12 protein-coding genes and 1 pseudogene are annotated in these 12,781 nt (G+C 62.0%); 2 read left to right on the top strand and 11 right to left on the bottom strand.

All coding sequences use genetic code 11. The features are described 5' to 3' along the window. Positions 1–216 (top strand): annotated as a pseudogene (locus tag RIF72_RS07815) (cardiolipin synthase A); the annotation flags it as partial. Between the two features lie 34 nt (positions 217–250). On the opposite strand, the gene RIF72_RS07810 reads toward RIF72_RS07815, so the two are convergent. Then, positions 251–895, bottom strand: coding sequence for a VTT domain-containing protein (locus tag RIF72_RS07810; protein WP_309074268.1), 645 nt, complete (start codon positions 893–895; stop codon positions 251–253). An 81-nt stretch (positions 896–976) separates the two neighbouring features. Here RIF72_RS07810 and RIF72_RS07805 point away from each other — a divergent pair, with 81 nt between their 5' ends. Next, on the top strand, positions 977–3,613 hold the full coding sequence (locus tag RIF72_RS07805) for a LuxR C-terminal-related transcriptional regulator (RefSeq protein WP_309074267.1): 2,637 nt from the start codon (positions 977–979) through the stop codon (positions 3,611–3,613). Between the two features lie 229 nt (positions 3,614–3,842). On the opposite strand, the gene RIF72_RS07800 is transcribed toward RIF72_RS07805, so the two are convergent. The 10 genes from RIF72_RS07800 to gcvH all read right to left on the bottom strand — a co-directional run bounded on the left by RIF72_RS07800 (position 3,843) and on the right by gcvH (position 12,653). Continuing rightward, positions 3,843–4,103, bottom strand: coding sequence for a GlsB/YeaQ/YmgE family stress response membrane protein (locus RIF72_RS07800; RefSeq protein WP_011776589.1), 261 nt, complete (start codon positions 4,101–4,103; stop codon positions 3,843–3,845). A 73-nt stretch (positions 4,104–4,176) separates the two neighbouring features. After that, positions 4,177–5,100 carry a serine/threonine-protein kinase gene (locus RIF72_RS07795; protein WP_309074266.1) on the bottom strand — a complete coding sequence of 308 codons (924 nt, stop codon included), beginning with the start codon at positions 5,098–5,100 and terminating at the stop codon, positions 4,177–4,179. Continuing rightward, a complete protein-coding gene (locus RIF72_RS07790; RefSeq protein ID WP_309074265.1) occupies positions 5,097–5,498 on the bottom strand; it encodes a hypothetical protein in 402 nt (133 codons plus the stop codon). Before RIF72_RS07790 ends, RIF72_RS07795 begins: the two co-directional genes overlap by 4 nt. Positions 5,499–5,577: 79 nt before the next feature. Continuing rightward, complete coding sequence (locus RIF72_RS07785) at positions 5,578–6,075, bottom strand: MarR family transcriptional regulator (protein WP_309074264.1); 498 nt, start codon at positions 6,073–6,075, stop codon at positions 5,578–5,580. 96 nt (positions 6,076–6,171) lie between these two features. Beyond that, positions 6,172–7,236 carry an FUSC family protein gene (locus tag RIF72_RS07780; RefSeq protein WP_309074263.1) on the bottom strand — a complete coding sequence of 355 codons (1,065 nt, stop codon included), beginning with the start codon at positions 7,234–7,236 and terminating at the stop codon, positions 6,172–6,174. 264 nt (positions 7,237–7,500) lie between these two features. After that, positions 7,501–7,950 (bottom strand): hypothetical protein, encoded by a 450-nt coding sequence (locus RIF72_RS07775; protein WP_309074262.1) that lies wholly within the window; start codon positions 7,948–7,950, stop codon positions 7,501–7,503. Positions 7,951–7,995: 45 nt separating this feature from the next. After that, the gene (gene lipA, locus RIF72_RS07770) at positions 7,996–9,003 is read right to left on the bottom strand and encodes a lipoyl synthase (RefSeq protein ID WP_011774451.1); all 1,008 of its coding nucleotides are present in this window, start codon (positions 9,001–9,003) and stop codon (positions 7,996–7,998) included. A gap of 106 nt (positions 9,004–9,109) precedes the next feature. After that, a complete protein-coding gene (locus RIF72_RS07765) occupies positions 9,110–10,510 on the bottom strand; it encodes an L-serine ammonia-lyase (RefSeq protein ID WP_309074261.1) in 1,401 nt (466 codons plus the stop codon). A 443-nt stretch (positions 10,511–10,953) separates the two neighbouring features. Continuing rightward, positions 10,954–12,273 (bottom strand): serine hydroxymethyltransferase, encoded by a 1,320-nt coding sequence (gene glyA / locus RIF72_RS07760; protein WP_309074260.1) that lies wholly within the window; start codon positions 12,271–12,273, stop codon positions 10,954–10,956. Continuing rightward, positions 12,270–12,653, bottom strand: a complete 384-nt coding sequence (gcvH, locus tag RIF72_RS07755; protein ID WP_309074259.1) for a glycine cleavage system protein GcvH — start codon at positions 12,651–12,653, stop codon at positions 12,270–12,272. The genes glyA and gcvH overlap by 4 nt, the downstream gene beginning before the upstream one ends. Positions 12,654–12,781 lie beyond the last annotated feature (128 nt).

Below are 12,781 nucleotides of genomic sequence, written 5' to 3'. Positions count from 1 at the left end.
AGTGTGGGCTACACGGGTTCACAAAACCTGATCGACGCTTCCTACAACAAGAAAAGCAACATGAGGCGGGGCCTTCAATGGCACGAATTGATGGTGCGTTTGGAAGGCCCAGTGGTGCGGGAGCTCGATGCAGTGTTTGTCACTGACTGGTACAGCGAGTCCGAAACCCTGTTGCCATTGGATAACCTGGCCCGCCTGACTTCATCACTTCAGTAGCGGGCCATCCGTCCAATGGCGCAGCTGGATTAAGTCAGTCATCCAACTGCAGATACCACGTCACTCCGGCACTGATTGCCCGGCCCAGCAGCAGCGAGAAGGCTATGGCGATGACCACTGCGAACTCGGTGGACAACCCAGGCAAGAGACCGGAGAGGGCGCCAATGCCAACGGAGTACACAGACCACAAAATGCCGGCAGCAAGCGAGTAAAGGATGAACCTGCCTCGTGGAACCGGTGTGATGGCACTGGCCACGTTCATGGTCAGCCGTCCCATGGGAACGAACCTGGACGTCAGGACCCACGAGGCCGCGTGCTTGGCCAGGCGCTCCCGGGAGGCGTGCAAAGCCTTCTCCGCGCGCGGACCACGGAGTAGCTTCCAATTGGCCATATCCCGACGCCGAACCAGCTCATAGGCGCCGAGGTCTCCCCCCACGGCACCGGCCAGCATAGCCACCACCAACAGGAACCCGTTCGGAAGATTATCTGTGGCGGAAAGAGCACCCAACGCCACGAACAAGGAGGTAGTGGGAATCGGAGGGAAGAGGGCCGACAAAGCCACGAAGATCGCTCCGAGCGGGTAGACCCACCCCGAATCCGCAGCACTCATGATGTCCTTAAAAGCCTGCACGGTGAAACCCCTCTCCCGGGCCTCGTCCAAGCGTCTCACGGCCGCCATGTTCATCCTTACGTCCTATGGCCGCCACGCGGATCGCCTTTACCGGGTGAATCCTCGATGGCCCGCCCCTACACTGAAGGAGTGGACGACCAAGGTGGTACCCGCCCGGACCTCTTGAGCCTGAAGCCAACCGTGGTCCCCCGGCCGCCCTTGGCACTATTGGCTCGATCCCGTCTCATGGCCAAGCTCGATTGCACGGCCGACACCGTCCTCATCTGCGCCCCCGCCGGGTACGGAAAAACAGTGCTCTTGAGCCAGTGGCTGGAGAGTCAGGCCCACAAAGTGGCGTGGGCCAGCCCCAACCAACACAACAGGGAAGCGCTGTGGCCCGCGATATTGCAGGCGCTCAGGCACTGCCCGGCCATCCCGCCCGGTGCACTCAGGCAATTTTCCGGAGACGAAGACAATGCAGTGGACGTCCTTGGAGATCTGGCCCAGGAGCTGATCGCTATCGGCTCCACTGTTCGCCTGGTCATCGACGGAGTGGACGGCTTCGCCCGGGATGAACGGGACCGCTGGATTCCGGCGCTGCTAAACCAAGCCGGCCTCACCATTCAGCTGGCGTTGGCGTACCGGGACAACATTGCGGTGGACCCCGGTCCGTTTCGTCTCGGCGGACGCATCGTGGAACTACGCGCGAAAGATCTCGCCTTCACTCTGGACGACACCAACGTACTCGCAGCAAAGACAACCACCCTGATGGGGATGCATCAACTGCGCGAGCTGTTCAGGCAGACCGCTGGCTGGCCGGCGTGTGTGGTCCTGGCCTTGCGTTACCTGCGCGAAGCCGCGGATCCCGATGCCCCGTTGGGAGACCTCGCGGCCAACAGCCGGGAGCTCTCCGACTACTTGAACCACCAGATCTTCCGCACGCTTTCCGATGAGGAACGGCAAGTCCTTTCCAGTACCAGCGTGTGCCGCGTAGTAGTCGCAGCCCAAGCCAACACCTTGGCTGGTCATCGGTATGCCGGAGGCATCCTCACAAGCTTGGCGGATGACCGTGATCTTGTGGAGTCGGCAGGCAGCGGACGGAAAGTCTTCGTGGTCCATCCCATGATCCGGGCGTTCTTCAGGGCCGAACTGGCCCGCAAGGAGCCCGACGCGCTGCTCAGCTACAACCGGATAGCTGCGCAGTGGCATGAACATGCCCGCGAACCCGAAGCGGCGCTTAGGCATGCCATGGACTCCACGGACGTCGGCCTGATCGTTGGAGTTCTTGAAAAGCACGGCGCAGCTCTCCTGGGATCCGGGGAAGTTTTGCAGGTCCGCCGTGCGATTGCGGTCTTGCCTGATACAGCCTTCGCCGGAAGCCAGAAGCTCTGCGTGGTTGCCGCCCTGGCCCACGTGGAAAGCCGTCAGCCCACCACCGCCACCCGCTACATGGTCGCAGCCAATCGAAACCAGGCCGAAGATTCACCTCCCGAACTCCGCGAATTGCAGGCGTTGGCAAGAGCACGCCTTTCCTGGTTCAGCGATGGGTGGGAGGACCAGGACCCGCAGGCCACGGCGGACTACGCTGCCCTACGTTTCTCGAGGCAAAGCGGTATCCGCATCGAGGCGAGGATGGTTAAAGTCACTGCCGCTCTGGTGGAGGGGAAATATGGAACGGCGGAGAACGAGGCTGCCGCAGCCCTGATCGACGCCACTGAGACCGGTAACGCCTACCTCACGGGCAAGATCTACCTCAAACTCGCGGCCACCCACTCGTTGCAAGGCCAGTTACGCCGTGCCAGTGGCTTCCTGCAGCTCGCGGAGGACAAGCTTCCGATGCAAGCGTGGACAGCGGGAGCCGGAAGATCGGTTGGAGCCCTCATGCACGCGTCGGCGGCTCTTCTCCGCGCTGAACCGGTCGAAGCCCTGCAGTTCGCCGCAACGGGCATTTCCGAACTCGGACAACTCGGGTCTTCCTCCAAGGGAGCCGGATCTGCCATGCGTGCCACCTTGGAAATAGTCACCGCTTGCGCCCACATGGATTCAGGAGACAGGCGGAACGCCCTCGAGGGCATGCGCCAAGCCAGGCTGCGCATCGGCAAGGACCACCTCTTTGCACAGCCACTAGCTGCTTGCATATCCGTCATTGAGCACACGGCCGCGCTGGCGCTGGGCCACTCCGACCATGGCCGTGAGGTCCTGGAATGGGCCGAGGATCGGATTCAGGGCACGGGGGAGCTTTGCCTCTTGCGCGCTCAGGGACCAGCGGGGATCAGCCGCTTCGACGCAGCCGTCGACCGCCTGCGGCCACTCCACACCGGCGCGGTGAAGCCAGTGCTGGAATGGACCCGGCTACACGTGAACGTCTTGGAATGTTTCATGGCCATCCGGACGGGACGGAGGACGCTGGCCGGCAAACTCCTGGAGGAAGCCCTGCATATAGCCGACGAATTGGACGTCCTGCGGCCGTTGGCAATCGCTCCCCAAGAGGTCATTGACCTCTTGGTGGAAAGGGTTGGTACCTTCGGCCCCCAAGAGGCACTAGCCCAACGACTGCTTGCTTTGCACCCACCGGCTGACGCCCGGCGAGCGCAGTCCTTGACTCCGAGGGAACGTGAGGTCCTCACGCTTCTGCCGTCCCATTTATCGCAGGAACAGATGGCAGCGGAACTCCACCTTTCCGTGAACACTGTGAAGACTCACATTCGCCTTATTTATTCGAAGCTGGGAGCCGGTTCACGGCATGACGCTGTTGCAGCAGCCTACAAGACCGGATACCTACCGTAGCCGTGGCCTCGGAGAACGCCCATCACTCACCCTAATGAGGTGACCCTGCGGCAGGAACCCGGATCTAGGCTGAAGGACGTCGAACGGGCCTACTCGGGCCCTACGCCTCCATCACTGCCGCCCTGCTTCTGGCACTCGGCTACTCCGCCGGATAACGCTGGAACACAGCAAAGAGGCCCCGACCCTGCAGAACCTGCAGCAGCGTCGGGGCCTCTTGGCGTTCAGGCAGTTAGGCCTTCTTGCGCGTGACCAGTCCCCAAATGATGAGGACCAGCAGCGCGCCGCCGATCGCGAGCAGCCACGTGGACAGCGACCAGAACTCGTTGATACCCACATTGAAGAGAGCGCTGCCGATCCAACCGCCAAGCACGGCACCCACGATGCCGAGGAGGATCGTGGCGATCCAGCCGCCACCCTGCTTGCCGGGCTTAATGGCCTTTGCGATGGCGCCGGCAATCAAACCCAAAACAATCCAACCGATGATTCCCATTTTTCGTTCTCTCTTTCATAAGGAGGCCCCAGTTCGGCATAAGGACGCATGCCGCTATCGGCCTGATTGTTGGCTACCAGTTGAGCCGTCGGAGCATACCGACGGCGTGGCTGGCAGACGGCCTGCCGGCAGGATCGGGGTCTGTCATGGCATGAAGCACCATGGACCAGCGCCGCCGCACCGTGCCGGGAATTCGAGGTTCCCCCAGAGTCCTTGCCACCATGGACTCGAGGGGAGGGCCTGGGAACGCTTTGGTTCCGGTCAGGCATTCGAGTGCAACCAGGCCCAGCGAGTAGATGTCGCTGGCGGTTGTGGACGTTCCGCCGCACACCTCTTCGGGGCTGAGATAGTGCGGTGTGCCCGAGGAAGAGTTGGGCGCCGCGTGACGTCCGTTGAGTGCAATTCCGAAGTCCGCCAGTTTCGCGACTCCAAGACCAGGGTCCGACGCGAAGTCGATCAGGATGTTGCCGGGCTTGATGTCGTTATGGACAATTCCCCTGCGATGAACGTGTGCCAAGGCGCGGGCGATATCGGTCATCCAGGCTGCCGTTTGCTCAGGAGAAGCGGGATTTTCCTGCAGGAATCCTCGCAGGTCCTTGCCATCTACCAGCTCCATCACCACGAAGTTGCGGCTTTCCTGGCTGCCGACGGTTTTATCGCCTTCCATGTTTCCGGAGTCGAGGACCCTGACGATATTCTTGTGCCGCAACCGTCCATGGATTTCCAGCTCCCGCCGAAAAGGGGCATTGTCCATGGAGTCCGTTGACCTGAAAATTTTCACCGCTACCGGCTTGTCTGATAGCAGGTCCCAGGCCTCGTTGACATACGCTTCCGAACCTCCGCCAAGCTGGGCGCCGAGTCGGTAGCGTCCTCCAAGCACCACCTCAGGGAGCACAGCGCCGGCACTTGTTGTCCTGCGATCGGCTCGGGCCATCTGCCGACCGATTCCAGCGGCCCCGCGATCAGCGCGGACGGCCGCCCGGTCAAGGAGCGTCACTGAAGGAGGGCTTCGATTTCGGTGGCAGGCACTCCGGTCACGTTGGCCAGAGCGCGAGGATCGACACCGGCGTCGACCGCCTTTTTGAACGTCAGCTCGAGGGTGTTCTGGGCAACCGCCAGTTCATGCTGCAGGCTCTGGCGGCGGAGGGCCGCAATCCAGACACCGCTCACGGGGTCCAGGGAGTCAATATCCATCCGAAAGCCGCAACCGCAGGCCCACTCCGGCCAGATCGGCTCGACCGAGACCCACTGCATGGAGTCGTAGGATGGCCCGGCGGAGATTGCCATATGGGAACCGCAGTGCACGGGTCCCTGGGGGATAGCCTGTTCCGTGAACATGTCCACGGTGTTGTCAGCCACTGGTGTGGAGCTTGGTTCACGCAGCGCGACTGTCATCGTTCTCTCCCACACATTCCCTAGTAAGTAGCTTGGCTATCTAGTTATATGTGTACTTACTACTTAAGTCCAGTCGAGGTTAGATGGCGATGCCGTCAATCGCCCCACGCATACGCCTGAGAAAGTCCACCACTACCGCAGAATCCCGCGCATTAAGGGTGCTCGCCACCTCCATCATGCGGGCATGCATATCTCCCAACGTGTTGCGGACCTCCTGGTCCGATCCTGGAGTTGGCCGTAGAATGATTGCTCGCCGATCACTGGGGTGCGGCTCCCTGGTGACATAGCCCGACCTGACCAGCCGATCCACCAGCGAGGTCATGGAAGCGGAGGTCATTCCCAAGCGGACCGTCAGCTCCTTGGGGCCCACGTCCCGGCCCGCACGCTCGGCTTCCAGCAAGTAGCGGAGCGCCATGAGGTCCGTTTCACCCATCCCCATGGAAGCCTGGGTTCGCCGCCGCATGTCAGCTTCGGCTGAACGGTAGTCCCTGAGTGCATTCAGCACGTCCACGGCACCCATCTGCTTGCGACTCTCCAGCCCGTACCAATAGCCCTGGCGTTCACTTTTGTCACTCATCACCAGTCCTTTGATAGACATGTATCTCGCTTGTCTAAACAATTGATCCTAGGTGATTTGCTCAGGCGCTGCTGACCACCCTCGACGCTTCAGAGCTTAATCGCCCGGACCGCTTGCCCGCAGGCGGCGCCAAACAGCCGGAGCCACTACTACCGCAACTCCGACGACGGCGCCGATGACAGTCTCGACGATGCGGTCACGCAGCAGCAAAGCAGGATCCACCGGCGCCGCCAACAGCGTCGCGATCAAGGCCAGCGGCGTCACGAAGACCTGCGCCACCAGATACTGGCGCGCGATGAACATCTCCGCCCCGAACTGGCACGCGGCAATGACCAGCACCATGGCCCAAGGTGCCGGGTTGAGCCAGAGAATGCCAGCCATCAGCACTAGTCCGATCACCGTTCCCGCGATCCTTTGGATGCCACGGCTGACCCTGTGACGCGTCGAGTGACCAACCAACGGAACCACAGCCGCCACCATGGCCCAATAGGTATGCCCGAACCCGAGCCGTTCCCCTACCAACGTTGCGATGGTCCCCGCCAGGCCTGCGGCCACGAGGTAGCCACCGCCCTCAAGCCAGATCGCCTGACGTTCAGCTGCGGTGTGACGGATACGGGGCGGCCGTTTCCACGGAGTCCTGTGGCTCTTGAGCACGCGCGACGACATACCGATCAGCAGGCAAAAGACCGTAGTCCCAACCGCCACCAGCATCGCTTCCCAGAGGGGAGGTTGCGCTGCGATTGAGGCAATGGCAGCGAAGGCAAAAATGTGAAAGAGCGAGCCGCCTGGCCGGAGCCGCCAAGCAGCCACAACCACGGAACATGCACCCGCCACCACAGTGGTGGCTGCCGTCAGGAGCCAGGAATAAGCTGCACCTTCGATTCCCGCGGTTTGCGCAAAGCGGGCCATGAGTGTGGCCAGAAGAACGATCAAAAGCATGAAGCCGCCGGCGCGCAACTGGCTCCGGAAACGCACGCTGTGGGGCTCGTTCCTGCCATAAATTCCGGTGAACGCACCGAACGATGCGAACACTGCCAGATCCAGTCGTCCCAGCAGGGTCAACGTAATTAGCGGAACAAACACACCTACAGCGCAGCGGAATGCGGGATGGTGGTCCTTGTTTCCAGGACCCATCGTGAACATTTCCGCTACAGCCTTCAAGTGGCAGCTCGCCTTTCGTCGCAGGATCAAACGTACGACGGCGGCGCTGGCGTCCGCTTAAGGTTACGCCCGGGTTTTGGGGCTCCCCCTCCATAGGGCGCAGATAGTGCCCCTCATCACCTCATGGGGTAGCCCACAGGCACGTCAGGCCGGCTGTGGGAGGGCGTCCCGAGAGTTGAAGCTGTAGAGCTGGATGCCGTCGATGCCAGGACGTTCCGCCAGCTCGTGGATCAGCGCTTCCGGTGAGTAAGCACATCTGGGTGACTATCCCGCTGGCCAGTTCCTGCTTCTCCACCAACGCCTCCACGAGTTGGAGACCGGTGATGTTCGGGTGTCCCTCGGGTAGCCCGCCACTCCAACCCTCACCCGGCCGCTGGTGATGTCCACGATGTCCCTCAGCAGTTCGCCGCCTGTGGCATAGGGGCCAGTTGACTGCGTCGCGTCCCCACCAATGGCGAACACTTCGGTGATGCCCGCATTCTCGCGATTCCGCAGGATCCCTTGCAGCTGTTGTTCGCTTTCAACGCACTTTGCGGCCAAGTGCGGAACCACGGTGTAGCCAAGTTCGCTGAGCTGTACCGCGGCGCGGAGCGTTGGCACGATGCCGTGGTGCGGAAGGCAAGGGATGCTGATGGTGGTGTCTGTTGGTACTGCCTTGCCAACGGCATCAACAATGCCATCGGTGGGAACGATTTCAACACGGGTAGGGAGCATGGAGAGTCCCTAAGGTGCTCTGCGAGGCTGCTGTTGCGTGGCTGCTTAGCCGTGGGCGGCGAGGATGGTGGAGGCTTCCTGGCGGGTGGTGCCGGAGGACTCGATGTGGGCCAGGGCAGCCGGGATTTCCCAGCCCTTCTTCCGCATCGCGGTGGCCCACAGACGCCCGGCCCGGTACGAGGACCGCACCAACGGGCCCGACATCACACCGAGGAACCCGATCTCTTCGGCCTCGTGCTGGAGGTCCACGAACTCCTGCGGCTTGACCCACCGGTCCACCGGCAAATGCCGCTCGGACGGGCGCAGGTACTGGGTGATCGTGATCAAATCACAGCCGGCAGCATGCAGATCCCGCAACGCCTCGGAGATTTCCTCGCGCGTCTCGCCCATGCCCAGGATCAGGTTGGACTTGGTCACCATGCCAAGGTCACGGCCCTGGGTGATCACATCCAAGGACCGCTCGTACCGGAACGCCGGACGGATCCGCTTGAAAATCCTCGGCACGGTCTCCACGTTGTGCGCGAACACCTCGGGCTTGGAATCACAGATCGCCGCGATGTGCTCGGGCTTGCCGGAAAAATCAGGGATCAACAACTCCACGCCGGTGCCCGGGTTCAGTTCATGGATTTTCCGGACCGTTTCGGCGTACAACCACACACCCTCATCGGCCAGGTCATCACGGGCCACCCCGGTCACGGTCGCGTAGCGCAGCTGCATCGCCTGCACACTGCGGGCCACCTTGGTGGGTTCGAACATGTCCACCGGGGAGGGTTTGCCGGTGTCGATCTGGCAGAAATCACAGCGACGGGTGCACTCGGACCCGCCGATCAGGAACGTCGCTTCCTTGTCTTCCCAGCACTCGAAAATGTTCGGGCAACCGGCCTCTTCACACACCGTGTGCAGGCCTTCCTTCTTCACCAGGTTCTTGAGCTGGACGAACTCCGGCCCCATCTGGACCTTGGCCTTGATCCACTCAGGCTTACGTTCAACCGGGACCGCCGAGTTACGCTGCTCAACGCGCAGCAACTTACGGCCTTCAGGTGCGAGTGTCATGAGTTTCTTCCTTGTTGGTTGTTTCATTTTGTCCGTTGCCAGGCCCGCTATGCGCCCTTCAAGGGCGTTCAATCGCGCTAAGCAGGCCACGCAACGCAGGTAAGTGTCAGCATTCGACGACGTTGACGGCCAGGCCGCCCATCGCGGTTTCCTTGTACTTGGAGGACATGTCCTTGCCCGTTTCACGCATGGTCACGATCACCTCATCCAACGACACCCGATGCGTCCCATCACCCCACAACGCCATCTTCGCCGCGTTGATCGCCTTCGCCGCAGCAATCGCGTTCCGCTCAATACACGGAATCTGCACCAACCCCCCAATCGGATCACACGTCAACCCCAGATTATGTTCCATCGCGATCTCCGCCGCGTTCTCCACCTGACCCGGCGTACCACCCATCACCTCAGCCAACCCCGCAGCAGCCATCGACGACGCCGAACCCACCTCACCCTGACACCCCACCTCAGCCCCCGAAATGGACGCCTGCTCCTTATACAACACACCCACCGCACCCGCAGTAAGCAGGAACTTCACCACCACATCGTCCTTATCGGCCTGCGTGGCCTGATCCATCCCCGGCGCGTAATTCAACGCGTAATACAGCACCGCCGGAATAATCCCCGCAGCACCATTCGTCGGTGCCGTCACCACCCGACCACCAGAAGCGTTCTCCTCATTGACCGCCAACGCGATCAGGTTCACCCACTCCTGCCAATACTTCGGATCGTTCCGGTCCTTGTCCTCCTTCAACAACCGCTCCAACCAATCAGGAGAACGACGACGAACCTTCAACCCTCCGGGCAACACACCCTCACGCTTCAAAGACGTTTCAACACAGGCCTCCATCACGGACCAAATATGCAGCAAACCCTCCCGGATATCCTCCTCAGACCGCGACGCACGCTCATTAATGAACATGATGTCGCTGATACCCAAACCCTTCGAGGAACACCGGCCCAGCAACTCCGCCGCCGTCCTGAACGGCAACGGCAACTCCTTCTTGGACTCCTCCAACTCCTGCTGCGCAGCGTTCTCCTCACCCTCACGGACAATGAACCCACCACCGACCGAAAAGAACGTCGCCTCCCGCAGAACGCTCCCCTCAGCATCAGACACAACAAACTTCATCCCATTCGTATGCCGCGGCAACACCGTCAACGGATGCAACACCATATCCTCCACCGCATAGTCGAGGAGCGTACCGCCAGCGAGGTTGAGCTTCCCCGTCTCAGCAATGGATGCCAGGCGTTCCTCGACCTGGTCAGGGAGGATCTCCTCGGGATCGTAGCCCTCAAGCCCTAGCAAGACGGCCGTAAAAGTCCCGTGCCCCTTGCCCGTGGCAGCCAACGAGCCATACAGGTCAACCCGCAACCCGGTAACGGATTCGAGCACCCCGGACTCACGCAACTCCCGGGCAAACACCGCCCCGGCACGCATCGGCCCCACAGTGTGAGAGCTCGACGGGCCAATACCCACAGAGAACAGATCAAAGACCCCAACGGCCATGGTTTTTCCTAACTAAATGTGTGTGGTCGGGATAAGTGGGCTGGGTTGGCAGTGGTCCCCCACCGCCGTTTCGTGGGTTCCCAGCGGAACATGCCGCGCGCACGGCACGTCCCGCAGCCAACCCCCGAATCGGCCCAGAACACCCCCACGCTCCCAAACCAACCCGTCGCCCGAGGACCCCCCCGGCAGCTAGACCTAGTCACAACAAGCGAACCCGCCAGTCCCGCCCCAACCTGGCGACCCGAGAGCTGGCGCCTTGGGGTCGGCATCCAGGGCTGCCGACCCGAAAGCTGCCCCTTCGCGTCCGGGCTCCGGCAGCATGCGTCTAAGGGAGCATCACGTCCGCCCAGCGGGCGTCTACGCGACGGCGGTCCGAGCATGCAGAGGAAGTCGGCCCCGACAGGCGAACCGAACCCGACGGCGAACCGAACCCCGCGGTCGACTTACGAGAGGTTCGAAACACCCGGGTACAGCGGGTGCGCCTTTGCCAGCACGTCAACACGGTGCCGCAGCCCGGAAAGGTCCGCATCGGCGTCAGCGGTCAACACTTCGGCGATGATGTCCGCAACCTCGCGGAACGCCTCTTCGCCGAACCCGCGCGTAGCCAACGCAGGGGTGCCGATGCGGAGGCCGGAGGTGACCATGGGCGGGCGGGGGTCGAAGGGGACGGCGTTGCGGTTGACGGTGATGTCGATCGCTGCGAGGCGGTCTTCGGCTTGCTGGCCATCGAGTTCGCAGTTGCGGAGGTCTACGAGGACCAGGTGCACGTCGGTGCCGCCGGAGACCACGCTGATGCCCTTGGCGGCGACGTCGGGCTGGACGAGTCGCTCTGCGAGGATGCGGGCACCGGCCAGTACCCTTTCCTGACGCTCACGGAACTCCTCGGAAGCGGCGATCTTGAACGCAACGGCCTTCCCGGCGATGACATGCTCCAGCGGTCCGCCTTGCTGGCCCGGGAACACGGCCGAGTTGATCTTCTTGGCGATGTCGGCGTCATTGGAAAGGATGATTCCGCCGCGAGGACCGGCGAGGGTTTTGTGCGTGGTGGACGTGGTGACGTGGGCGTGCGGGACCGGCGAGGGGTGCAGGCCCGCGGCCACCAGACCGGCAAAGTGGGCCATGTCCACCATCAGGTACGCGCCAACGGAGTCGGCGATCCGGCGGAACTCGGCGAAGTCCAGCTGCCGCGCGTAAGCGGACCAGCCGGCCACGATGAGTGCCGGTTTGCGCTCTTGCGCCAAGGCCTCAACTTCAGCCATGTCCACGGTGTGGGTGTCCTCTCGGACGCCGTAGGGAACCACGTTGTAGAGCTTGCCGGAGAAGTTGATCCGCATGCCGTGGGTCAGGTGCCCGCCGTGGGCGAGGTTCAGGCCCATGATGGTGTCGCCCGGTTTGATGAGGGCGTGCATCACGGAGGCATTGGCCTGCGCACCGGAGTGCGGCTGAACGTTGGCGAACTCCGCGCCGAACAGGGCCTTGATGCGGTCAATGGCGAGTTGCTCGATCACATCAACGTGTTCGCAGCCACCGTAGTACCGTTTGCCCGGGTAACCCTCAGCATATTTGTTCGTCAGAACGGATCCTTGCGCCTGCATCACGGCAACGGCGGTGTGGTTTTCCGAGGCGATCATTTCCAGTCCGTCGCGTTGGCGACCCAGTTCGTCGTCGATCCTTGCAGCGATCTCAGGATCCAGCTCGGACAGTTGGGCGTCCAACGACGCCGAAACGACTTGCTGGTACTCAGTTACAGATACCGGGTTCACAGTTCTCCACCGTTCGTTGCAGCGTATTCTTCGGCCGACATGAGCGGCCCTTCTTCGGTGGTGGCCACCTTGAACAGCCAGCCGGCGCCGTAGGGCTCGTTGTTGATGAGGGCGGGATCGCTGACTACGGCGTCGTTGATCTCGGTCACCTCGCCTGTCACGGGTGAGTACAGGTCCGATACCGACTTGGTGGATTCCACTTCGCCACAGGTCTCGCCGGCGGTCACAGTGGAACCAACCTCGGGCAGGTCCACGTACACAATGTCGCCCAGGGCGTCAGCGGCAACCGCGGAGATCCCAATACCCACAGGACCGTCGCCATCGACGGCAACCCACTCGTGTTCAGCCGAGTACTTCAGCCCGGCAACTACTTTGCTCATTCCAATTCCTTACTTCTCGTGTGTTTTGAAACTTTTGTGTCGCACATCGTGGCTGGTTCGTGTGTCGGGGAACCGAACTCCTCCGCGTGCTCGGTCGCGAGGACGCGGAGGAGGTCGGCACCGCCGGG

It is taken from the genome of Paenarthrobacter sp. (assembly GCF_031180005.1).
Taxonomy (GTDB): Bacteria; Actinomycetota; Actinomycetes; order Actinomycetales; family Micrococcaceae; genus Arthrobacter.
Note: the sequence above shows the minus strand (reverse complement) of the source record. Positions and strands in the feature narration are given on the sequence as shown.

What these genes read in the sequence shown, in the direction of transcription:
- RIF72_RS07810 (WP_309074268.1), bottom strand. Translation starts at nt 895, where the DNA reads ATGGCGGCCGTGAGACGCTTGGACGAGGCCCGGGAGAGGGGTTTCACC.
- RIF72_RS07800 (WP_011776589.1), bottom strand. Translation starts at nt 4,103, where the DNA reads ATGGGAATCATCGGTTGGATTGTTTTGGGTTTGATTGCCGGCGCCATC.
- RIF72_RS07790 (WP_309074265.1), bottom strand. Translation starts at nt 5,498, where the DNA reads ATGACAGTCGCGCTGCGTGAACCAAGCTCCACACCAGTGGCTGACAAC.
- RIF72_RS07785 (WP_309074264.1), bottom strand. Translation starts at nt 6,075, where the DNA reads ATGAGTGACAAAAGTGAACGCCAGGGCTATTGGTACGGGCTGGAGAGT.
- RIF72_RS07775 (WP_309074262.1), bottom strand. Translation starts at nt 7,950, where the DNA reads ATGCTCCCTACCCGTGTTGAAATCGTTCCCACCGATGGCATTGTTGAT.
- lipA (WP_011774451.1), bottom strand. Translation starts at nt 9,003, where the DNA reads ATGACACTCGCACCTGAAGGCCGTAAGTTGCTGCGCGTTGAGCAGCGT.
- RIF72_RS07765 (WP_309074261.1), bottom strand. Translation starts at nt 10,510, where the DNA reads ATGGCCGTTGGGGTCTTTGATCTGTTCTCTGTGGGTATTGGCCCGTCG.
- gcvH (WP_309074259.1), bottom strand. Translation starts at nt 12,653, where the DNA reads ATGAGCAAAGTAGTTGCCGGGCTGAAGTACTCGGCTGAACACGAGTGG.